Here is a 19,015-nt window from a genome sequence, read left to right as displayed (position 1 = left end):
GACGAACGGCAGCGGGAACCGGCCTGAATCAGTGCCGGTACGTTTCCACCGCGGGCGCGCAGGGCAGCGGATCGCTTTCGCTGCCGATGATCTCCACCTGCAGCGTCGCGTGGCCGATGTCGAAGCGATGCTTCAGCATGTCCTGCGCCTCGCCCAGAAACGCGTCGCCGGGGTGACCATCGGGCATCACCAGATGCGCGGTCAGGACCGTCTCGGTCGTGCTCATCGGCCAGATATGGACGTGATGGACCCGCGCTACGCCGGGCAAGGTGCGTAGCGACATGCGCACCTTGTCGTAATCGATCCCGCGCGGCACCGCGCCGAGCGACATCTCGACTGATTCGCGCAGCAGACCCCAGGTCTGCCAGAAGATCAACGCAGCGATCGCGATGCTGACGATCGGGTCGATCCACAACTCGCCCGTCCACAGGATGGCGAGCCCGGCCAATACCACGCCCGCCGAAACCGCAGCGTCCGCCGCCATGTGCAGGAAGGCGCCGCGGATGTTGATGTCGTTCTTGCTTCCCCGCACGAACAGCAAGGCGGTCGCGACGTTCACCACGATGCCGATCGCGGCGACGATCGCGACGGTGCCGCCCTCGACCGGTGCCGGCGCCGCCATGCGCTGCGCCGCCGCCAGCACGATCGCGCCGAGCGCGACGAGCAGCAACAGTGCGTTGGTCAGCGCGGCGAGGATCGTCGTGCCCTTGAGCCCATAGGTGAAGCGCTTCGTCGCTGCCTTGCGGCCCAGCGCCACCGCGCCCCAGGCGACCGCCAGCCCGAGCACGTCGGACAGATTGTGACCGGCATCCGCGAGCAGCGCGACCGAGTCGGCGACGAAACCGAACGCTGCCTCGGTGACGACGAAACCCAGATTGAGTGCGATACCGATCGCAAAGGCGCGGTCATGGCCCGAAGCGGGCGCATGGGAATGGCCATGATGCCCATGACCATGACCATGACCATGACTGTGGCCCTGTCCATGGGAGTGCCCGTGCGAATGGCCGTGATGATGGCTATGATCGGCCACGCGATTCTCCGTCTATTGTCAGGGGCGTACCATCGCTTGCCCGCGATATGCTAGGACATCGAGAATGAGCGACGAGATCGAGACAGTCACCTTGTGGCGCCCTGTCGGGCCGCATGAGCTCGCCCTGATCGAGGAAACGGGTTTCAGGGCTTTTCCTCCGCGCCTGCCCGAACAGCCGATCTTCTATCCGGTGCTGACCGAAGCCTATGCCGTGAAGATCGCGCGCGACTGGAACGTCAAGGCGAGCGGATCGGGCTATGTCACGCGTTTCGAGGTGCGGAAGGACTATCTCGACGCGCATGCCGCGCAGGAAGCGGGCGGTCGCGCGCATCTGGAATATTGGATTCCAGCCGAAGATTTGCCCGCGTTCAATGCCGCGATCGTCGGTGAGATCGTCGTGACGCAGGAATTCCGCTGATTTCCCTCCCTATCCACGCCGTACTGCCCGACCTGCTCGCCGCGTTGCAGGTCGGGTCGAACGCCGTGCTCGTCGCGCCCCCCGGCGCGGGCAAGACGACGGCGGTGGCGCCTGCCTTGCTCGGCGAGGACTGGTGCACCGGCGAGATCCTCCTGCTGTCGCCGCGCCGCCTGGCCGCGCGCGCGGCGGGCGAGCGCATGGCGATGCTGGCGGGCGAGCCGGTCGGCAGGACCTTCGGCTACGCCACCCGGATGGATTCGAAGCGGTCGGCGGAGACGCGCGTCACGGTCGTCACCGAGGGAATCTTCGTCAACCGCATCCAGGCCGATCCCGAACTGGCCGGCGTCTCGGCGGTGCTGTTCGACGAGGTGCACGAGCGCAGCCTCGACAGCGATTTCGGCCTCGCGCTGGCGCTCGACGCACAAGGCGCGCTCCGGCCCGACCTGCGCATCGTCGCGATGTCGGCGACGCTCGACGGCGCACGCTTCTCCGTATTGATGGGCGGCGCGCCGGTGATCGAGAGCGAAGGGCGCAGCCATCCCCTCACGCTCCGCCATATCGGCCGCGCGGCCGAAGCGCGGATCGAGGATTCGGTCGCGGGCGCGATCAGGCTGGCGTTGCGCGAGGAGACCGGCGGCATCCTCGCCTTCCTGCCCGGTGTGGCGGAGATCGAGCGCACCGCTGAACGCATCGAGGGGCTCGGTGACGATATCGTCCTGCACCGGCTGCACGGCAGTCTCGACCCAGCCGCCCAGCGTGCCGCGATCGCGCCCGATCCGCAGGGACGGCGCAAGATCGTGCTCGCCACCTCGATCGCCGAGACGAGCCTGACGCTCGACGGCATCTCCGTGGTGGTCGATTCAGGGCTCGCCCGCCGCCCGCGATACGACCGCGCGGCGGGCATGACGCGACTCGTCACCGAGCGCGCAAGCCAGGCCGCCGTGACTCAGCGCGCCGGCCGCGCCGCGCGGCAGATGCCGGGCGTGGCCTATCGGCTGTGGGAGGAAGCGGCGACCGCCGGCCTGCCGCGCTTCGATCCACCCGAGATATTGGAGGCCGATCTGTCGGCGCTGACGCTCGACTGCGCGCTGTGGGGCGTGGCCGATCCGCGCACCCTCGCCTGGCTCGATCCGCCACCCGCCGCCGCGATCGACGAGGCGCGCAGCCGCCTGACCGTGCTGGAGGCGATCGATCCGGACGGCAGGCCGACGCCGCACGGCAAGGCGATCGCCCGGCTGCCGCTGCCGCCAAGGCTCGGCCACATGCTGGTGCGCGCGGGCGAGATTGGGCTGGCGGCAACCGCCGCTGATGTCGCGGTGCTGCTCGGCGAGCGTGGACTCGGCGGGAACGATGTGGACCTGGAGAGCCGCCTCAGGCGCTGGCGAACGGAACGTGGGCCACGGGCGGAGGGCGGACGCAAACTGGCAAAACGCTGGGCCTCTCTTGCTCCCCTCCCGCTTGCGGGAGGGGATGGGGGTGGGCACCCGACCTCCACGACCGCACCGCTGCCGGATCGCGGTACGGGAGACGAAGTCGCAGTCGCCATCGCCCTCGCCTTCCCCGATCGCATCGCCAAGCGCCGCGACGCCAGCGGCGAGACCTGGGCCTCGGCCGGGGGTCGCGGGTTCAAGCTCGACCCCACCTCCTCGCTCGCCCGCAACGAATGGCTCGCCGTCGCCGAGACCCAGGGCATGGCCTCGGGGGCGCGTATCCTCTCCGCCGCGCCGATCGACCTCGCCACAGTCGAATCGCTGTTCGGCAAGCGCATCGAAACAAGGCGCAGCGTGCGCTTCGATGCGGCGACCGGCGGCGTGCAGGCGCTGCGTGAGCGCCGGCTCGGCGCCATCCGCCTGTCGAGCGGGCCCGACGCCAACGCCGATCCGGAAGAAATCGCCACAGCCCTGTTGGAAGGCGTACGGACTGTCGGCCTGTCGCTCCTGCCCTGGAGTGAAGCGGCGCAGGCCCTGCTCGACCGCATCGCCTTCATCCGAGAGGCGGGCGCCCCGGTGGACGAGATTGACGAAGCGCATCTGCTCGCCCGCGCCGACGAGTGGCTCACGCCATTGCTCGTCGGGAAACGCCGCCTCGACGCGCTCGACGCTGGCGCGCTGGCCGAATCGCTGCGCGCGGTGATCGGCTGGGATACGCTCCGCACCCTCGACTCCCTGGCGCCGACGCATTTCCATTCGCCCGCCGGCACCAGCCACCCGATCGACTATGCCGCTGAGGGCGGCCCCCGGGTCGAGCTCCGCCCTCAGCAATTGTTCGGCCTCGCCACTCACCCGACCGTGGCGGGCGGCCGCGTGCCGCTGGTGCTGAGCCTCACATCGCCCGCCGGTCGGCCGATCCAGACGACGCGCGACCTGCCCGGCTTCTGGTCCGGAAGCTGGGCCGCGGTCGCCAGGGAGATGCGCGGGCGCTACCCCCGCCATCCCTGGCCCGACGATCCTGCCGGGGCCGCCCCCACCACGCGGACGAAAAATGCGGATGCACGCCGCGCGCAACCGCGATAGAGGGCGCAGGAGAGTTTCGAGGACAAGACCATGGCCACCGCCCGCATCTACCAGCGCCCCAAGAACGCGATGCAGTCGGGCCGCGCGCGCACTGACGCGTGGCTGCTCGAATTCGCGCCCGCCGAGGCGAAGCGTCCCGACCCGCTGACGGGCTGGGCCGGTTCCGGCGACACGCGCGAACAGGTGCGGCTCGGCTTCCCGACTCAGGAAGCGGCGATCGCCTATGCCGAGCGGGAGGGCCTGGCCTTCACCCTGATCGCGGCACCCGAGCGCAAGCTCAAGCTTCAGGCCTATGCCGACAATTTTCGGTGACGCCCAAATCGGTGGTGCGGCGCTGGATCGCCGCCTTCAATAATGCCGATGTCGACGCGCTGGCCGCCCTTTACCGGCCGGATGCGACCAACCACCAGGTGGCGCTGGAGCCCGTCCATGGCCGCGACGCGATACGCGCGATGTTCGACCGCGAATTCGCCACCGCGACGATGGAATGCATCCCCGAGAATCTGTTCGAGGATGGCGAATGGGCGATCCTCGAATGGCGCGACCCGAACGGCCTGCGCGGCTGCGGCTTCTTCCATGTGATCGACGGCCATATAGCGCTCCAGCGCGGCTATTGGGATCGGCTGAGCTTCGAGGCGGCGCAGAGGAAGGGCTGACACCCCTCCTTCCCGGCACGCTCACCCCAGGATCGACGGACTCAGCAGCAGCAGCAGGCGCACGTCGATCGCCACGCCCTCGGCACGTTTGGCCGCGACGAAATCAACTATACCGTCAAGCGGCACGCGGTGGACGGTGATGTCCTCGTCGGCCTGGCCGCCGCCGTCGCTCACCCTGGTCAGATCGGTGGCCCGCACCAGGGTAAAGCCTTCCGAGACCATGCCGGGCGAGGACTGGAAATAGCCGATCGTCTCGACTTGGGCCGGACGATAGCCGGTTTCCTCCTCCAGCTCGCGCGCGGCAGACGCCTCGGGCGCTTCGCCTTCCTCCTCGTCGCCGACCAGACCGGCGGGGAGCTCCAGGCTGCGCCTGCCGAGCGGCACGCGGTATTGCTCGACCAGGATCACCTCGCCGTCATCGATCGCCAGGATCACCGCCGCCTGGATACCACGCGCCCGGGAAACATATTCCCAGGTGCCCTCCTTCTTCACGACGATATATTTGCCTGCCCAGACCGTTTCGGCGGGTTCCGTCATAGTTCGATCAGCCTGTCCGGGAGTTCGTTGCGGTCGGTTTCGGTCTTGGGGAAATTCTCGGACAGGATCACGCCGATCTGCGCGACCGCCGCCGCCATGCCCAGGGCCGGTCGCCCGAGCCGCACTTCGTCGACCAGCGCCGCCATCGCGTCGCCCCAGCGTTCGGCCGGGACGGCATGGTGGATCGCCTCGTCAGCGACGATCTCGGCCATGCGCTCGTCGAGCGACAGATAGAGCAGGATACCGACTCGCGCCTGCGTGCGGCGTTCCGCACCGACCTTGAAATACTGGATCGCCCGCCGCCGCACCCGCCGCGCGCGCGTCGCACGCGGCGTGAGCGCGAGGCGGAGCGGGACCCAGGCCAGCGCGAAACGGAAGACCAGGAAGGCGATCGTCTGGGCGATCAGCACCGCGAAGAGCAGGCCGCGCGGGTCGGACTCGGCGCCCCAGCCGTTCGACGACCAGCCGAGCTTCGCCTCCAGCGCGACGGGGTTGATCGCGGCGAGCGCGACCACGAACAGCGTCGCCGCGATGGCATAATGCAGCGCGACGTCGTGATACTGGTCGGACCGTTCGCTGACGATCGTCACGATCTCGCCATCGGTGCCATCCTCCGCGCGCGACACCGCTTCGCCGACGAGCGCGTGATCCGCCGCGCTGAGTTGCGTGACCCGCGCCATCACCAGCCCCCCGAGGCGCCACCGCCCCCAAAGGAGCCGCCACCGCCGGAAAAGCCGCCACCGCCGCCACCGCCGCCCCAGCTGGAGCCGCCGCCGCTGCTCCACCCGCTACCCCAGCTGCTTCCCGATCCGCCGCCAAGGCCGGGGCCCCACAGAATGACCGGCGCGTGACCGCGGCGATACCGCTTGCCGCCCGCCCCGCGCCGAAGGCGGGACAGGACGATGAAGGCAACGACGATGATCCAGAAGATCACCACGAAGGGAATGCCGACATCCTTTGACGGCTTGGGCTTGGTGGTGACGAGCGACGCGCCCCGTGCCTCCGCGGCTTCGAGCGGGAGCTTCATCTGCTCGGCGATGGCATCCGCCCCGGCGATGATGCCGCCCGGCATGTCGCCCGCCTTGAACTTCGGCAGGATCGTGTCGTTGATGATCAGGCTCGACAGCGCGTCGGTCATGATCGGCTCCAGGCCGTACCCGACCTCGATCCGCACCTTGCGCTCCTGGGGCGCGACCAGCAGGATGATGCCGTTATTGGCCCCTCCCTGCCCGATCTTCCAGGCACGGCCGAGCCGATAGCCGAAATCCTCGATCGGATAGCCCTGGAGATCGGGAACGGTCGCCACGACGAACTGTCGCGACGACGTTTTTTCGATCCCTTCGGCCAATTGCGTGAGCTGGGCCTCCTGCTCCGGCGAGAGCAGGTCGGCGGCATCGACCACCCGGCCCGACAGCGGCGGGAAGGTCTGGGCCTGGGCGGCCTGAACGCCGCACAGCATCAGCCCCATGACGAGCATCAAACGAAGGAAATTCACGCTGCCAACCTTTCAGGAGGCGAGATTTCGCGGATCACGCCGTCGACTCCGCCGGCGATGCCGCGCGGATAATCGCCGGCACGAAAGGCCGGCAGGATGGCGGTGCCGATGATCGCCTTCGCTTCCTCGTCGCGCAGCGCCTTTTCGAGGCCGTAGCCGACCTCGATCCGTACCCTGCGCTCCGTGGGCGCGACGATCAGCAACACGCCGTCATTGATGTTCTTGCGCCCGATGCCCCATGTCCGCCCGAGCGTGACGCCATAATCCTCAATCGGATGACCGCCGAGGTCAGGGACGGTCACGACCACGAACTGATGGTGAGTCCGTGTCTCGAGCGCCACCAGCTTCTCGTTGATCGCCGTACGCGACGCCGGCGGCAGCAGATGCGCCGCATCGACGACGCGACCGGACAGCGCCGGAAAATCATATCCGGCTGGGGCGACCTGACTGGCCGGAGCGGCGGCACCGCACCCGGCCAGCATCAGCAACGGGGCGACGGGTCTGATCAGTTGGTGTTGCCGAAATTAACCGAGGGCGCGGTCTCCGCCCCTGGGCTGGTCGCCTGGAAGGGGGCCATCGGCTTGGAGCCGTAGAACACCTTCGCGCCGATCGCGTCGGGGAAGGTGCGAATGCGTGTGTTATAGGCCTGCACCGCGTCGTTATAATCCTTGCGCGCGATGGTAATGCGGTTCTCGGTGCCTTCCAGCTGGCTCATCAGCGTGGTGTAATTGCCCTGGCTCTTCAGCTCGGGATAGGCCTCCTGCAGACGCTGGAGATTCAGCGTCACGCCGGCTTGCGCCCGCTCATAGGCCGCGACCTTGGCCGGATCGGTGAGATCGTCGCCCGTAACCTTGACCTGGGATGCCGCGGCACGGGCCTGGGTCACCTGGACCAGAATGTCCTTTTCCTGCGCGCCGGCGGCCTTCACCGTGGCGACGAGATTGGGGATGAGATCGGCCCGGCGCTGATAGTTGTTCTGCACATCGGCCCAACGCGCCTTGGCGTTCTCCTCGGCCGTGGGGACGCTGTTCAGGCCGCAGGCGGACAGCGCGATGGCGGACATCAGCGCGAAGACGGCACGGTATTTCATAGACAATCCCTCCAACCCTTGCATGCGCATGATAGGCGAGTAGCGTGGGCACGCGGAAGCGAAATCGGATGGAGAGGTTCCATGTTCAAGGAGTTCAAGGCATTCATCGCCCGGGGCAACGTGCTCGATCTCGCGGTTGCGGTGATCATCGGCGCGGCTTTCGGCAAGATCGTGACCTCGCTGACGGACGATGTGCTGATGCCCGTGATCGGCAAGATCTTTGGCGGGCTCGACTTCTCCAGCTATTTCGTGGTGCTGGGCAAGGTGCCCGAGGCGCTGGCCGGATCGACCGATTATGCGGCGCTGAAAAAGGCCGGCGTGCCGGTGTTCGGCTATGGCGCCTTCATCACCCAGGCCGTCAATTTCGTGATCCTGGCCTTTATCATCTTCCTGATCGTGCGCGCCGCGAACAGGTTGATCGCGAAGCCGGAAGAAGCGCCCGCGGCCGAACCCGCCGATGTCACGCTGCTGCGCGAAATCCGGGACGAGCTGAAGAAACGCTGAGACAATCCCTCTCCCTCTCGGGGGAGGGAAGGATTCAGGCCGCAGCCAGATCCTCGGCGCGGGAATCGGCCAGGCTGGTCCCGTCGAGGATTCGCGCGGTCTCGTCGCGCACGCGCGCCATGGCGTGGCGGATCGCGCAGCTCGCCTCGTCCTTGCAGTCGCGGCACGGGCGATAGGCGGTGCGGCTGACGCAAGGGACCAGCGCCAGCGGTCCCTCGATCACCCGAATGATCTCGCCGAGCGAGATCAGGTGAGTCGGGCGCGACAGGCAATAGCCGCCCATCTTGCCGCGGTGGCTGTGCAGGAAGCCGGCCTCGCGCAGATCGGCCAGGATCAGCTCCAGGAACTTGCGCGGCACATTGGCCTCTGCGGCGATCCGGTTCATCGGGATGGGGGGGCCGCCCGCGGGCGCCTCAGCCAGGAAGATCATCGCGCGGAGCGCGTAACGGGAACGCTGTGTCAACATAGCATGACCGATATGGACTCATATTGTGGCGAGCGAAAGGCGGGCTTTTCATTAAGTTCGCAATCCCTATATTGGGGACGCCGCCGGTTCGCCGTCGGCTATGGTGATAAATTGCGGCGTACAATAGATGCAGCGGACCCGGGGGCAGTACCCGGCGACTCCACCACAACCGGCCCTTCGGGACCGGTCATGACGGGGTCGAACCAGGATCGACGTGTATTGAAAAGCGCTGTTTTTGCCCGGGCTGAGTAACCTGTAAAAGGCTCAAAACCACAAGTGCTAACGATAACGAAGCACTCGCGATTGCCGCGTAAACCGGACCTAACGGTCTAGTTTACTAAGGACGAAAGCGCGGTCCGGGCCGCACCGGGCAACAGAAGCGGACACCGGCGGTCCGGGGAGCACCGAGCAACAGAAGCTCCCCACTTTCTTTTACTGACCGCCACCCCGGTTCCGGGATCCATCGCGGCCAGCGAAGCGCTTATTTTCAGCACGTTGCGCCTGCAGCCCGATGATGCCGGAACGAGTCCGGCATGACGGAGGGGCTTATAGCCGCTCCCTCACTGCCTTCAAATCCGCCACGAATCGCTCGAACTCCAGCTCCGCCGCGTCGCGATCCGGCAGCCGCAGCAGAAAGCTCGGATGCACCGTGATCCATCCCTCGCTCCCATCGGGCAGCGCGTGCGGCCGGCCGCGCTCCTTGACGATCGTCATGACCTTGCCGAACAGCGATCGGGCCGCGGTCGCGCCGAGCGCCACCGTCACCTTCGGCTTCACCAGCAGCCTTTCCTGCTCGATCCACCAGCGGCACGCCGTAATCTCACCCGCATCGGGCTTCTGATGGATGCGGCGCTTGCCGCGCTGCTCGAACTTGAAATGCTTCACCGCATTGGTGACGTACACGCCCGAGCGATCGATCCCCGCCGCTGCGACGGCGCGGTCGAACACCTGGCCCGCCGGCCCGACAAAGGGCCTGCCCGCCAGGTCCTCCTGATCGCCCGGCTGCTCGCCAACAAACATCAGCGCCGCGTCCACCGGCCCTTCCCCGAACACCGTCTGAGTCGCGTGCCTGTGGAGATGGCAGCGCGTGCACCCCATGGCCTCGTCGCGCAGCGCCTCCCACGCGCCTTCGATATTGCCGTTGGGCCGTTCCTTCGCCCGTGCGATCATGCCGCTCTCCCGCGCCTGCGCGCTTGCGATCAGTCCAGGCACCAACGCGGTCTCGGGCATGTTTTTCCAATATTTGCGCGGCATTTCCTTCAGCATCGCGCCGACCTTCATCCGGGCCGGATTGAAGATCGAAGCGTAATAGGTCTTCCACACCGCCTCGATCGGGTCGCCGGAGGGCGCATCGCCCCGCGCCGCGCCGGGGCCTTCGCTCAGAATCTTGCCGTCCCAGTGCAGCGACACCTCCGGCGTCAGGATCGACCAGCGCATGCTGGCGAAGCGATCAACGAAGAAACCGGCATTGGCGCGCACGATATGATGATCGGGCTCGAACCAGGCGACGAAGCGCGCGCCCGCCCCATCCTCGACTTCACGGAAGCGTAGGAAAGCCCGCATCTTGTGGATGTCGCGGCGCACTTCCCTCGCCAGGCCCTCCAGCCGCCGGACGAGAGGATCGGCGGCATCCTCCGTCAGCGTCGGCTCGGCCCGCAGCCGAGTGAGCAGCGCGTAGAGCAGGGCAAAACGTTCGGGCTCGCGGTGCAGGATCGCCTTGCGCGCAAGATCGATAAAGGCGCGCGGTACGGCAAATCCCGGCGCGGGCGGCGGCGGCGGCGCGGCATCCAGCGCGAACAGGTCAGTCGCAGCATCGCCGACCTGCCACACCACCTCGCTCGCGGGCACATCCTCGCCGATCAGGCCCCGCGCCGCATTCCGCCAGCTGTCAAAATCGTCCGGCGTGCTCAGGCGGACGACACGCGCTCTCACTCCCGCTCGTCGCCTCCCGCAGGTGTCGCTTCGGCGCGCGCGAGCTCCTTCGGCTTGCGCCGCTCGAACACCTGGGCCAGCCGCGCCTCCTCCTCGCTCGACAGCTTTTCGCTGGCGGCGGGAAACATCTCTTCCTCTTCCTCGTCGATATGATGCTCATAACGATGGCGCAGCTTGCCGAAGGTCTCGGTCCATTCGGCCGACGCCGAATCAAGGTCGGCCAGGTCGCCGAGGAAATCGTCGATTTCCTTGTGCTCCGACACTGAATGGCGCGCATCGTCGCGCAGATCCGGATTGGCCAGCATGGTCGCGTAGAGCGATTCCTCCTCGGCCGCCGCATGCGCCGTCACCTCGACCCGGAACGCCTCGAACAAGTCGCGCCGCTCCGAACCGTCGGCCGGGGCATTGCCGATCTTTTCCAGCAACTTGCGATGGCGGTCATGATCGGCCTTGAGATCGGCGAAAATTCGGGCGTCGGCCATATGAATACTCCTGTGGTTCCCTGCCTGAACCAGCCAGAGCGGCGCTTGTTTCTCTTGCGAATCGCTCTCAGCACCATCGCCTGCCGGACACCCAGCAGTTTGGCTCAACCGGCCGTCATTCTGGCGCAAGCCTATTGCCCACCGGCACAGTAGGAATAGCGTCGTGCATGGGGGCGCAGTCGAGTCGGCACGCTCAAAAAGGCGGCCGCGGCTACGCCCGACAACGGGAGAGCTGTCATGGACCTCGATTCGTCTGCCGACCGTCCGCTTCCAATCCTGATCGTGGCGCGCGGCGATCCTGTGCTTGCCCTGCCCGTTCAGACGGTCGAACTCGACCTCACGAAATTCCATAGCGGCCGCTGGGCGCAGCAGCTCGACACGGCGATGACCCGCTCGCGCGAGCCGATCGTCCTGCTGGCCCAGGGCGTGGCGTGCCTGGCCGTGGCATGGTGGGCGCAGCTCTCGCCGCGCAGCTATCTCGAACATATCCGTGGCGCGGTGTTCCTGTCCCCGCTCAGCATCGGCTTCGGCCAGGCGGCGATCGCGGCCAAGGCGCGGGTGAGCCCCGCGACCAAATTGCCCTTCCCCTCGGTCGTCGCGAGCGACCCTTCGCCAATGATCGAGCAGGTCCTGGCCCTGGCGGACCATTGGGGCAGCCGCTTCGTCGATGCCGGCGCAGTCCAGGGATCGCACCCGAGCAACCGCCGCGGCGGCGGAACGGCGGCCGAGGATCGGCTGTTGCAGCTGCTCGGCCTGTTCGACGCCGGGGAGATCGGCGGCGGCAAGGCGCCCGATATGGCGGTGGTGGCCCGGCTCGAAAGCATCCGCTAGCCGAACAGTTCGAGCTGCTCGCGTTTCGGCGCGACCAGAGGACGTAGGTTCGCCCGGTCGCTCAGCGCGACCGGGCGCCAGTCCTCGGCGATCAGAAATGGCCGCACCTTGGCGATCGACGCGGTCAGCCGCCCGACATCGGCAAGATGCAACCGCCGCCAGCGCCGCGCGGCGAGGATCGCGCCGACCGCCTTCACGCCCAGCCCCGGCACACGCAGCAGCATCTCGCGCGGCGAGCGGTTGACGTCGACCGGAAAGCGGTCGCGGAACTTCAGCGCCCAGGCGAGCTTCGGGTCGATGTCGAGCGGCAACATACCGGTCGCGTCGTCTGCTGCGGCAACGACCTCGCCCGGCGTATAGTCGTAGAAGCGCATCAGCCAGTCCGACTGGTAAAGCCGGTGCTCGCGCATCAGCGGCGGACGCTGCAGCGGCAGCACCGTGCTCGCATCCGGGATCGGGCTGAAGGCGGAATAATAGACGCGGCGCAGGCCGAAGCGGCCATAGAGCGACGAGGCCTTGCGCACGATATCGCCGTCCGTCGCGGCATCGGCCCCGACGATCATCTGAGTCGACTGGCCGGCCGGCGCGAATTTGGGGGCTGACTTGAAGCGTTTCGTCGCATCGCCGGTGTCGAGGATCGCCGTCTTCATGCCCTTCATCGCGCCTTCGATACGCGATTCGGACTTTTCCGGCGCCAGCCGTTTCAGGCCACTCGCCGTGGGCAGCTCGACATTGATCGAGATGCGATCGGCATACAGCCCCGCCTGGTGCACCAGCTCCGGGTCGGCATCGGGAATGGTCTTCAGATGGATATAGCCGCGGAAATGATGATCTTCGCGCAAGCTCCGCGCGACCTCGACGATCTGCTCCATCGTATAGTTGGAAGAGCGGATGATGCCGGAGGAGAGAAACAGCCCCTCGATATAGTTGCGCCGGTAGAAGGCGAGCGTCAGCTTCACCACTTCCTGCGCGGTGAAGCGGGCGCGGCGGACGTTCGAGCTCTTGCGATTGATGCAATAATGGCAGTCGAAGATGCAGCTGTTGGTCAGCAGGATCTTGAGCAGCGAGATGCAGCGCCCGTCAGGCGCATAGGCATGGCAGATGCCCATGCCGCCATCGGTCGAGCCGATTCCCTTGCCGTCGCGCGACGTGCGCTTGACGCTGCCCGAGGATGCGCAGGACGCGTCGTATTTGGCCGCATCCGCGAGGATTTCGAGCTTTTGCTGAACGTCGAGCTGCGCCATATGTTCTTCATATGTTCACGTCGCTCAGCAGTAAATAGCTGATTTTAAGGGATCGGTTTGGACCTCATTTGCCCTCGCCGACGCCCTGATGCATGCCGAGCAGTTCATCCATCGCGCGCGCGACATTCTCAAGCGTATAGGGCTTCTGCACCACCGTTCGCCCGCGATGGTCCTCGGGAAGCTGGGCCTGCTCGCCATAGCCGGTCGCGAACAGGAAGGGTACGCCCAGGTCCATCAGCCGGTCGGCGATGGCGAAGCTGGTGCGGTCGCCCAGATTGATGTCGAGCATCGCGACGCTCGGCCGGCTGGCCTCGATACTGTCGAGCGCCGCCTCGACCGTCGCCGCCGTCGCAACACTCTGCGCGCCGAGCCGGCCTGCGATATCCTCCGCATCGAGCGCGATGATCAGGCTGTCTTCGACCAGCAACAGGTCCTGCCCGGCGAGCACGCGGTGCGGCGGCACCTGCGGATGGCCGACCGCCGGGCGCGGGAATTTGATCGCGGGGCCGGCAAAGGTCTTGGGCTCCGACACGTGGCGCGCCGGGATACGAAAAACCGCCTCCACGCCGTCCGGCCGGTAATCGATCTTCGCCGCGCCACCGAGATCGTACGGCACCGACCTGTCGATGATCGTCGTGCCGAACCCCCTGCGCGTCGGCGCCTGGACCCGGGGCCCACCGGATTCGGACCATGTGAGGATGAGATCGCCCGCCTTGTTGCGGTCCCAGCTGATCTTCACTTCGCCGCCCGGCACGGAGAGGCTGCCATATTTGGTCGAGTTGGTGACGAGCTCGTGCACCACCAGCGCCATGGTCGAATACGCCTGGGGATTGAGCAGCACCGGGTCGCCTTCCGACACCACCCGCTCGCGCTCGTCGACGAAGGCGGCGGCCTCGGCGTCGATCAGCGCCTGCATCGGCGCGGGCCCCCAATGGTCGTCGGTGATCTGGTTGTGCGCGCGGGCCAGCGCATGGATGCGTCCGTCGACCACGCCGACAAAATCCTTCACGGCGGCGTCGGTCGGCTGGGACTGGCGGATCAGCCCGCGAATCACGCCCAGGATGTTGCGCACGCGGTGGTTGAGCTCGGCGATCAGCAATTCCTGCCGCGCGCCGGCCTGCTGGCGTTCGGCCGACGCTTCGTCGGCGAGACGCAGCACCACTTCGATCAGGGTCGCGCGCAACGTCTCCGCCACACGCAATTCCGACGCAGTGAAGGGCTGCGAGCGACCCTCGACCAGTTCCTTCCACTCGGCGAAGCTTTCGCGCGGCGTCAGGCGTGGCCCATTGGGGCCATAGTCGACCGGCTTGTGCGGATCGCCCGCCCAGCGCACCGAGCGGACCAGTTCCGACCGGAACAGCACGACATAATCGCGCGGCGCACGCGAAATCGGGATCGCCAGCATGCCGGCCGCGGCGGACGCGAACTCCTCGGCGCCCGGCACGATCGAGGCAATGCGATCGGTCGCATAGACCTTACCCGCGGCAGTGCCGTTCAGCGCGCGGATGATCTTGCGGAACGCCTCGGTCGGCGGTGTCGTGCCGGAAAAGGCGTAATTGCCGGAGATCCACACACCCACGCCGTCCGCCGGGATCGCGTTGGTCAGGATGTCGCCGAGCCAGTCCGGGTCCTTGAGCAGGGTCTCGTCCGACGCGACCGCGCCGAGCAGCTGGTCGGATATGTCGCGCGCGCGGCGTTCGAACTCGACCGTCTCCTGCCGCTCGCGGCTTTCCAGGCGCATCGAGAACATCTGGGCGAACAGCTCGCTGACCGATCGCCGCTCGAAGCTTGGGCAGCGCGCCGAATAATGATGACAGGCGAACAGGCCCCAGAGCCGCCCCTCGACGATGATCGAGATCGACATCGAGGCGCCGACGCCCATGTTCTTCAGATATTCGATATGGATCGGCGAGACCGATCGCAGCACCGAAAGCGACAGGTCGAGCGGCCTGCCCGCTTCGTCGAGCGCCGGGACGATCGGCACCGGCACCGCGTTCACGTCGGTGATCACGCGCAGCAGGTTGCGCTTGTACAACGCCCGCGCCTGCACCGGGATGTCGCTCGCCGGATAGCGCAGGCCGAGGAACTTGCCGATACCGGGCTTGCACGCCTCGGCCACCACTTCGCCCGAATCGTCGGGGGCGAAGCGATAAACCATGACCCGGTCGAATCCGATCAGCGCGCGCACCTGCCGCGCGCCTTCGCGGAAGAAGCTCATCGAATCCGGCGTCTGGTCGAGCCGGGTGATCATCGACCGGACCATGCCGGTGGCATCGCCATGCTCGCCTGACGCAGGCTCCGCCTCGACCACGATCTGGCCGCCGGACAGGTGCACCGCGAAGTCGAAGCGCTGGGCGCCGGGCACGATGGTGCAATCGAACAGCCGCTCGACCGCGTCGGGGCCGCGCAGCATCGCGGTGCGGTTGCGCAGCTCGTGCACGGTTTCGGCCGGGAAGAGGTCGCGCAATGGCCTGCCGATCACGTCGTCCGGAGTCCGGCCGATAAAGTCGGCGGTGTTGGCGGAGGCGCGCGCGACCATCCAGTCGGCGGTCAGCGCGAGCAGGAAACCGATGGGCTGGATCGCGCCCAGGATGTGGATGGGTTCCCGATCGCAATTGGTGAGATCGACCCGTTCGACGCCGTCAGCCAAATCAGCTCACCTTCATAAAATGCTGCCCACTGCGTTCGAACTGCCCGAAGACGGCGCGGGCCGCATTGATCGCGATCTGGATTTCACCCTTATCACGAAGCCGGGTACCCAGCAGTTCCAGCAGGCCGCGCCACGCGCGGGAATCATTCGCCCCGAGAAAGCTGGCGGGAAAGCGCGACGGCACCGACTTGCGCAGCATCGCGCCGCCCAGCCGCGACCCCTCCAGCACATAGACCGCGCCGAGAATGGCGGCTTCGCCGACGAATTCGGGTTCGGTGCCGGTAGCAGGCTCCGCCACACCCATCGCGGCCAGATCGTCGAGCAGCAGATGCGCCCGCCGCCGATCCGCCCAGTCGTGCAGCACCTCGGCGGCGCCGCCCCGGTCGAGCGCCCGCTCGACCGGAATATGCGCCGCCGCCTGGGCGGAAAGGAAGCGGCGATAGTCGCCGTCTTCCGCCAGATTCATCGCCGAAAAGATCGAATCGACTCGCTGGTGATGGTCCGCCGTCGCTGCGCGCAGGGCGGTCCTGATGTCGTTATGGCCAGTCATTGGGGGAAAGAATGCCGCAGCGGCGACAAAGTTCAATCGTGACGTTCGCGCATCGAAAACCGCCTGCTCAAATCGAGGACTCCTTTTCGCCGCAAGCGGCGCGGGACGACATCGCGACGACCGGATGGTTCAAAACCCGATCGTCGCCATGCCGCCCGGCTTCACCGCCAGTTCCGCCTCGAGCCGCGCGAGCAAGTCGCCCGCGGGAAGCGGCCCGGTCACCTTCAGCTGCCGCGCGACGACCGCGAAGTCGCCGGGCGTCAGCGTGCGCAGACGAGCCAGCCCGGCCGGCGCAGCGCAGCCGAAGAAGCGCTCGAACGCGCGCGCCGCCGATGCCGCCGACAGAGGCTGCAGCGCCAGCTTGAAGGTGAAGCGCCGGAGCGCCGCCGGATCGAGCCGCGCCTGGTCGTTGGTGGCGGCGAACACCGGCAGCGGGTGGCGATCGAGCCAGGTGAGCAGCTCGTTGACCTGAGTCACCTCCCAGCTTGCCCGCGCCGTCTGCCGGTCGAACAGCAGCGAATCCGCTTCGTCGAAGAACAGCACGCTGCCCTCCGCCGCCGCCTCGCGAAAGGCCGCCGCGATATTCGCCTCGGTCTCGCCGACCCATTTCGACAGCAGGTCGGATGCGCGCCGCGTAGCGAGCGGGCGGCCGAGTCGTTCCGCCACGTCACCGGCAAGCTGGGTCTTGCCCGTGCCTGGCGGCCCCGCCAGCAGCACCGAAAAGGCGAGCGCGGCACCCGGCCGGGTCAGCTGCTCGACCAGCCCCGCAACCGGCGTGTCGCATTCGAACAGCGACAGATCGACTTTCCCCGGCGCTTCGGCCACCGTCACCGCCTGACCGCGCAGCGAGCCGACCAGCGCCCGCGCCACGCGCTCCTCGTCGCCCGACGCGGCCCCGGCGATCCGGGCGGCCCGCATCGCGACCCGCGCCACGCTGGGCGTCTCCGGCGCCTGCCGCGCGAGTATGGCGAGGTCATCGCCGATCGCGCACGCCTCCATCGCCGCCATGCGCGCCAGCACCCGCTCACGCTCGGCGCCGCGTGGATGATCGAGCTTCAGCACGAAGCTCATCCGGCGCAGATAGGCCGAATCGACATTGTCGATCGCATTGCTGGTCCAGATGACCGGCACGCCGTTCGTCTCCAGCATGCGGTTGACGAAGATCTTCGACCCTGCCCGGTTGGCGAAGCGCGTGCCGCCATCGACCTTGTTCGCGTCGCCGATCAGATCCTCCAGCTCGTCGAACAGCAGCAGCACGCGTTCGTCGCGCTGGAGCGCCCGCTGCGCGCGAAGCAACGCCGCGACGCGCTCGTGCCGGCGCGGCTCGGTGCCGTCGCTATCGGCCTCACCAACCGCGAACAAAGCCGCGCCGACATGCGCCGCGAGCGCACGCGCCAGCTCGGTCTTGCCGACGCCGGGCGGACCATGGAGCAATATGTTGATGCCCGGCGCCCGCGACTCCACCGCGCCGGCGAGCAGCCGCGCGACGAACGCCACATCGCCCTGCATCGCGGGGAAATCGGCGAGCGCGAGCGCCGCCTGCTGGCGCTTGCCCGCCAGCGCCTCGATCAGCCGCTCGGGATCGTGCCCGCCGCGCGCGAGCAGCGTTTCGAACCACCAGCTCACATCGAGCGACACCCCGCCGCCCCGCGACATGTCGATCTCGAACAGGCCGAGCTCGACCACCAGGCTGGTACGCGCGACCGTGCCGGCACGGATCGCATCGGCGCCCGCCAGCATGCCGACGATTCGCGCCATGTCCTCATGCGCCACCTCCAGCGACCAGCGCAGCCGCGCGATCCGGGGGTGGAAGGAGAGCGCGAGCCCAGCCTCCAGCACCGCGCGGTCCTGATCGGTCAGGCTCAGCACCGTCGCGATATTCTCCGCGGCCTCGGCCAGCTCGGGCGGCAACGGGTCCTCCGCCATGTCGCCGAGCATTGTCGCCAGCTTCGCCCAGCTGATCTTGCGCACCGCTTGTTTCGCCGCCGCATTCCTGACGCGCGGCTTCGGCCCCGGCCAGAAGACCGATCTGTTCTCTTCCACCCATGCGAGCAGCGCCTGACCGGCCCGCCCATCCTTCGTCAAAGTCGCGCGCAGCATCGTTGCCAGGCGCCGCGACGTCACCGTCGTGCCCATTGTCTCATCCATGTGCCGCAAACGGACGCATGGCGCCGGCTTGCAAGCTTTAAGTTCTGGGATTGAACATGCCGGGTCCAACGACCCGGCCGGGCGCGACTAGCGCTTCGGCGAGGTCCGGACGGCGGCGGGCTCAAGCCCGAATATGATTGCCGTGGCGAACATGTCAGCCTTCCTGCACCCCGATATTGGGGCGGGTGGCGCACTAGGCGCGCGCGCGGGTTTCGTCAAGATCGTAACGGATGCGACCAGTTGCATGGGCTCAATCGGGCTCGCGTTTCGCCCCGTCCAGGGTGCGGTCGATGCGCGCCTGTTCCTCGCGTGCGACGCGCTTCTCATCCCTGGTCTGCCCGAACGAACGACGATTGGCGGACGCCGCCGCGTCCTTGTCAGCGCGGGCGCGGGCCTTGCGGGCGGTGCGCAGGTTGATGATCTCGGCCATGGCGAGAACCTATCAGTCGGGCAGCTGGTGCCAAGAGGG

Annotated in this window: 20 protein-coding genes and 1 other RNA gene; 7 read left to right on the top strand and 14 right to left on the bottom strand. The window is 67.4% G+C overall.

All coding sequences use genetic code 11. The features are described 5' to 3' along the window. Nucleotides 1-28: 28 nt before the first annotated feature. A complete protein-coding gene (locus ACZ1I5_RS23605; protein ID WP_465171656.1) occupies nucleotides 29-1,030 on the bottom strand; it encodes a cation diffusion facilitator family transporter in 1,002 nt (333 codons plus the stop codon). A 64-nt stretch (nucleotides 1,031-1,094) separates the two neighbouring features. On the opposite strand from ACZ1I5_RS23605, the gene ACZ1I5_RS23600 reads away from it, so the two are divergent. Genes ACZ1I5_RS23600 through ACZ1I5_RS23585 form a run of 4 tightly spaced genes read left to right on the top strand, consistent with a single transcriptional unit; the run spans nucleotide 1,095 to nucleotide 4,617 of the window. Then, on the top strand, nucleotides 1,095-1,448 hold the full coding sequence (locus tag ACZ1I5_RS23600; RefSeq protein WP_465171655.1) for a hypothetical protein: 354 nt from the start codon (nucleotides 1,095-1,097) through the stop codon (nucleotides 1,446-1,448). After that, nucleotides 1,445-3,961, top strand: coding sequence for an ATP-dependent helicase HrpB (gene hrpB, locus ACZ1I5_RS23595; protein WP_465174039.1), 2,517 nt, complete (start codon nucleotides 1,445-1,447; stop codon nucleotides 3,959-3,961). Before ACZ1I5_RS23600 ends, hrpB begins: the two co-directional genes overlap by 4 nt. Before the next feature lie 30 nt (nucleotides 3,962-3,991). Beyond that, on the top strand, nucleotides 3,992-4,273 hold the full coding sequence (locus ACZ1I5_RS23590) for an ETC complex I subunit (RefSeq protein ID WP_465171654.1): 282 nt from the start codon (nucleotides 3,992-3,994) through the stop codon (nucleotides 4,271-4,273). After that, nucleotides 4,270-4,617 carry a nuclear transport factor 2 family protein gene (locus ACZ1I5_RS23585; RefSeq protein WP_465171653.1) on the top strand — a complete coding sequence of 116 codons (348 nt, stop codon included), beginning with the start codon at nucleotides 4,270-4,272 and terminating at the stop codon, nucleotides 4,615-4,617. The genes ACZ1I5_RS23590 and ACZ1I5_RS23585 overlap by 4 nt, the downstream gene beginning before the upstream one ends. Nucleotides 4,618-4,638: 21 nt before the next feature. On the opposite strand, the gene ACZ1I5_RS23580 is transcribed toward ACZ1I5_RS23585, so the two are convergent. Genes ACZ1I5_RS23580 through ACZ1I5_RS23560 form a run of 5 tightly spaced genes read right to left on the bottom strand, consistent with a single transcriptional unit; the run spans nucleotide 4,639 to nucleotide 7,739 of the window. Next, nucleotides 4,639-5,154, bottom strand: a complete 516-nt coding sequence (locus ACZ1I5_RS23580) for an NUDIX hydrolase (RefSeq protein WP_465171652.1) — start codon at nucleotides 5,152-5,154, stop codon at nucleotides 4,639-4,641. Continuing rightward, complete coding sequence (locus tag ACZ1I5_RS23575; RefSeq protein WP_465171651.1) at nucleotides 5,151-5,834, bottom strand: TPM domain-containing protein; 684 nt, start codon at nucleotides 5,832-5,834, stop codon at nucleotides 5,151-5,153. The genes ACZ1I5_RS23580 and ACZ1I5_RS23575 overlap by 4 nt, the downstream gene beginning before the upstream one ends. Continuing rightward, on the bottom strand, nucleotides 5,834-6,631 hold the full coding sequence (locus ACZ1I5_RS23570) for a TPM domain-containing protein (protein WP_465174038.1): 798 nt from the start codon (nucleotides 6,629-6,631) through the stop codon (nucleotides 5,834-5,836). Before ACZ1I5_RS23570 ends, ACZ1I5_RS23575 begins: the two co-directional genes overlap by 1 nt. Before the next feature lie 14 nt (nucleotides 6,632-6,645). Continuing rightward, nucleotides 6,646-7,131, bottom strand: coding sequence for a TPM domain-containing protein (locus ACZ1I5_RS23565; protein ID WP_465174037.1), 486 nt, complete (start codon nucleotides 7,129-7,131; stop codon nucleotides 6,646-6,648). Between the two features lie 23 nt (nucleotides 7,132-7,154). After that, entirely contained in the window at nucleotides 7,155-7,739 is a 585-nt protein-coding gene (locus ACZ1I5_RS23560; protein WP_465171650.1) for a LemA family protein, read from the bottom strand. An 81-nt stretch (nucleotides 7,740-7,820) separates the two neighbouring features. Here ACZ1I5_RS23560 and mscL point away from each other — a divergent pair, with 81 nt between their 5' ends. Next, nucleotides 7,821-8,243, top strand: coding sequence for a large conductance mechanosensitive channel protein MscL (gene mscL / locus ACZ1I5_RS23555; protein WP_465171649.1), 423 nt, complete (start codon nucleotides 7,821-7,823; stop codon nucleotides 8,241-8,243). A gap of 34 nt (nucleotides 8,244-8,277) precedes the next feature. Here the strand turns inward: mscL and ACZ1I5_RS23550 are convergent, their stop codons facing one another. Then, on the bottom strand, nucleotides 8,278-8,709 hold the full coding sequence (locus ACZ1I5_RS23550; protein WP_372855684.1) for an RrF2 family transcriptional regulator: 432 nt from the start codon (nucleotides 8,707-8,709) through the stop codon (nucleotides 8,278-8,280). A gap of 41 nt (nucleotides 8,710-8,750) precedes the next feature. Here ACZ1I5_RS23550 and ssrA point away from each other — a divergent pair. Continuing rightward, nucleotides 8,751-9,097: a transfer-messenger RNA gene (gene ssrA, locus ACZ1I5_RS23545) on the top strand. Nucleotides 9,098-9,255: 158 nt separating this feature from the next. Here the strand turns inward: ssrA and ACZ1I5_RS23540 are convergent. Beyond that, the gene (locus ACZ1I5_RS23540) at nucleotides 9,256-10,641 is read right to left on the bottom strand and encodes a UdgX family uracil-DNA binding protein (protein ID WP_465171648.1); all 1,386 of its coding nucleotides are present in this window, start codon (nucleotides 10,639-10,641) and stop codon (nucleotides 9,256-9,258) included. Further along, the gene (locus ACZ1I5_RS23535) at nucleotides 10,638-11,123 is read right to left on the bottom strand and encodes a hemerythrin domain-containing protein (RefSeq protein WP_465174036.1); all 486 of its coding nucleotides are present in this window, start codon (nucleotides 11,121-11,123) and stop codon (nucleotides 10,638-10,640) included. The genes ACZ1I5_RS23540 and ACZ1I5_RS23535 overlap by 4 nt, the downstream gene beginning before the upstream one ends. 237 nt (nucleotides 11,124-11,360) lie before the next feature. Here ACZ1I5_RS23535 and ACZ1I5_RS23530 point away from each other — a divergent pair, with 237 nt between their 5' ends. Then, on the top strand, nucleotides 11,361-11,954 hold the full coding sequence (locus ACZ1I5_RS23530; protein WP_465171647.1) for an alpha/beta hydrolase: 594 nt from the start codon (nucleotides 11,361-11,363) through the stop codon (nucleotides 11,952-11,954). Here the strand turns inward: ACZ1I5_RS23530 and ACZ1I5_RS23525 are convergent. The 5 genes from ACZ1I5_RS23525 to ACZ1I5_RS23505 all read right to left on the bottom strand — a co-directional run bounded on the left by ACZ1I5_RS23525 (nucleotide 11,951) and on the right by ACZ1I5_RS23505 (nucleotide 18,976). Beyond that, the gene (locus tag ACZ1I5_RS23525) at nucleotides 11,951-13,198 is read right to left on the bottom strand and encodes a putative DNA modification/repair radical SAM protein (protein ID WP_465171646.1); all 1,248 of its coding nucleotides are present in this window, start codon (nucleotides 13,196-13,198) and stop codon (nucleotides 11,951-11,953) included. The genes ACZ1I5_RS23530 and ACZ1I5_RS23525 overlap by 4 nt on opposite strands. 64 nt (nucleotides 13,199-13,262) lie before the next feature. After that, entirely contained in the window at nucleotides 13,263-15,848 is a 2,586-nt protein-coding gene (locus ACZ1I5_RS23520) for an HWE histidine kinase domain-containing protein (protein WP_465171645.1), read from the bottom strand. A 1-nt stretch (nucleotide 15,849) separates the two neighbouring features. Then, a complete protein-coding gene (locus ACZ1I5_RS23515) occupies nucleotides 15,850-16,398 on the bottom strand; it encodes a biliverdin-producing heme oxygenase (RefSeq protein WP_465171644.1) in 549 nt (182 codons plus the stop codon). 129 nt (nucleotides 16,399-16,527) lie between these two features. Then, on the bottom strand, nucleotides 16,528-18,546 hold the full coding sequence (locus ACZ1I5_RS23510) for an AAA family ATPase (protein WP_465171643.1): 2,019 nt from the start codon (nucleotides 18,544-18,546) through the stop codon (nucleotides 16,528-16,530). A 250-nt stretch (nucleotides 18,547-18,796) separates the two neighbouring features. Continuing rightward, complete coding sequence (locus ACZ1I5_RS23505; protein ID WP_465171642.1) at nucleotides 18,797-18,976, bottom strand: DUF4169 family protein; 180 nt, start codon at nucleotides 18,974-18,976, stop codon at nucleotides 18,797-18,799. Between the last annotated feature and the right edge of the window lie 39 nt (nucleotides 18,977-19,015).

This window comes from Sphingomonas sp. BL-S-30, assembly GCF_055521475.1.
Note: the sequence above shows the minus strand (reverse complement) of the source record. Positions and strands in the feature narration are given on the sequence as shown.

What these genes read in the sequence shown, in the direction of transcription:
- ACZ1I5_RS23550 (WP_372855684.1), bottom strand. Translation starts at nt 8,709, where the DNA reads ATGTTGACACAGCGTTCCCGTTACGCGCTCCGCGCGATGATCTTCCTG.
- ACZ1I5_RS23580 (WP_465171652.1), bottom strand. Translation starts at nt 5,154, where the DNA reads ATGACGGAACCCGCCGAAACGGTCTGGGCAGGCAAATATATCGTCGTG.
- ACZ1I5_RS23575 (WP_465171651.1), bottom strand. Translation starts at nt 5,834, where the DNA reads ATGGCGCGGGTCACGCAACTCAGCGCGGCGGATCACGCGCTCGTCGGC.
- ACZ1I5_RS23570 (WP_465174038.1), bottom strand. Translation starts at nt 6,631, where the DNA reads ATGCTCGTCATGGGGCTGATGCTGTGCGGCGTTCAGGCCGCCCAGGCC.
- ACZ1I5_RS23525 (WP_465171646.1), bottom strand. Translation starts at nt 13,198, where the DNA reads ATGGCGCAGCTCGACGTTCAGCAAAAGCTCGAAATCCTCGCGGATGCG.
- ACZ1I5_RS23505 (WP_465171642.1), bottom strand. Translation starts at nt 18,976, where the DNA reads ATGGCCGAGATCATCAACCTGCGCACCGCCCGCAAGGCCCGCGCCCGC.
- ACZ1I5_RS23600 (WP_465171655.1), top strand. Translation starts at nt 1,095, where the DNA reads ATGAGCGACGAGATCGAGACAGTCACCTTGTGGCGCCCTGTCGGGCCG.
- mscL (WP_465171649.1), top strand. Translation starts at nt 7,821, where the DNA reads ATGTTCAAGGAGTTCAAGGCATTCATCGCCCGGGGCAACGTGCTCGAT.
- ACZ1I5_RS23535 (WP_465174036.1), bottom strand. Translation starts at nt 11,123, where the DNA reads ATGGCCGACGCCCGAATTTTCGCCGATCTCAAGGCCGATCATGACCGC.
- ACZ1I5_RS23560 (WP_465171650.1), bottom strand. Translation starts at nt 7,739, where the DNA reads ATGAAATACCGTGCCGTCTTCGCGCTGATGTCCGCCATCGCGCTGTCC.
- ACZ1I5_RS23565 (WP_465174037.1), bottom strand. Translation starts at nt 7,131, where the DNA reads ATGCTGGCCGGGTGCGGTGCCGCCGCTCCGGCCAGTCAGGTCGCCCCA.
- ACZ1I5_RS23515 (WP_465171644.1), bottom strand. Translation starts at nt 16,398, where the DNA reads ATGACTGGCCATAACGACATCAGGACCGCCCTGCGCGCAGCGACGGCG.
- ACZ1I5_RS23510 (WP_465171643.1), bottom strand. Translation starts at nt 18,546, where the DNA reads ATGGATGAGACAATGGGCACGACGGTGACGTCGCGGCGCCTGGCAACG.
- ACZ1I5_RS23590 (WP_465171654.1), top strand. Translation starts at nt 3,992, where the DNA reads ATGGCCACCGCCCGCATCTACCAGCGCCCCAAGAACGCGATGCAGTCG.
- ACZ1I5_RS23530 (WP_465171647.1), top strand. Translation starts at nt 11,361, where the DNA reads ATGGACCTCGATTCGTCTGCCGACCGTCCGCTTCCAATCCTGATCGTG.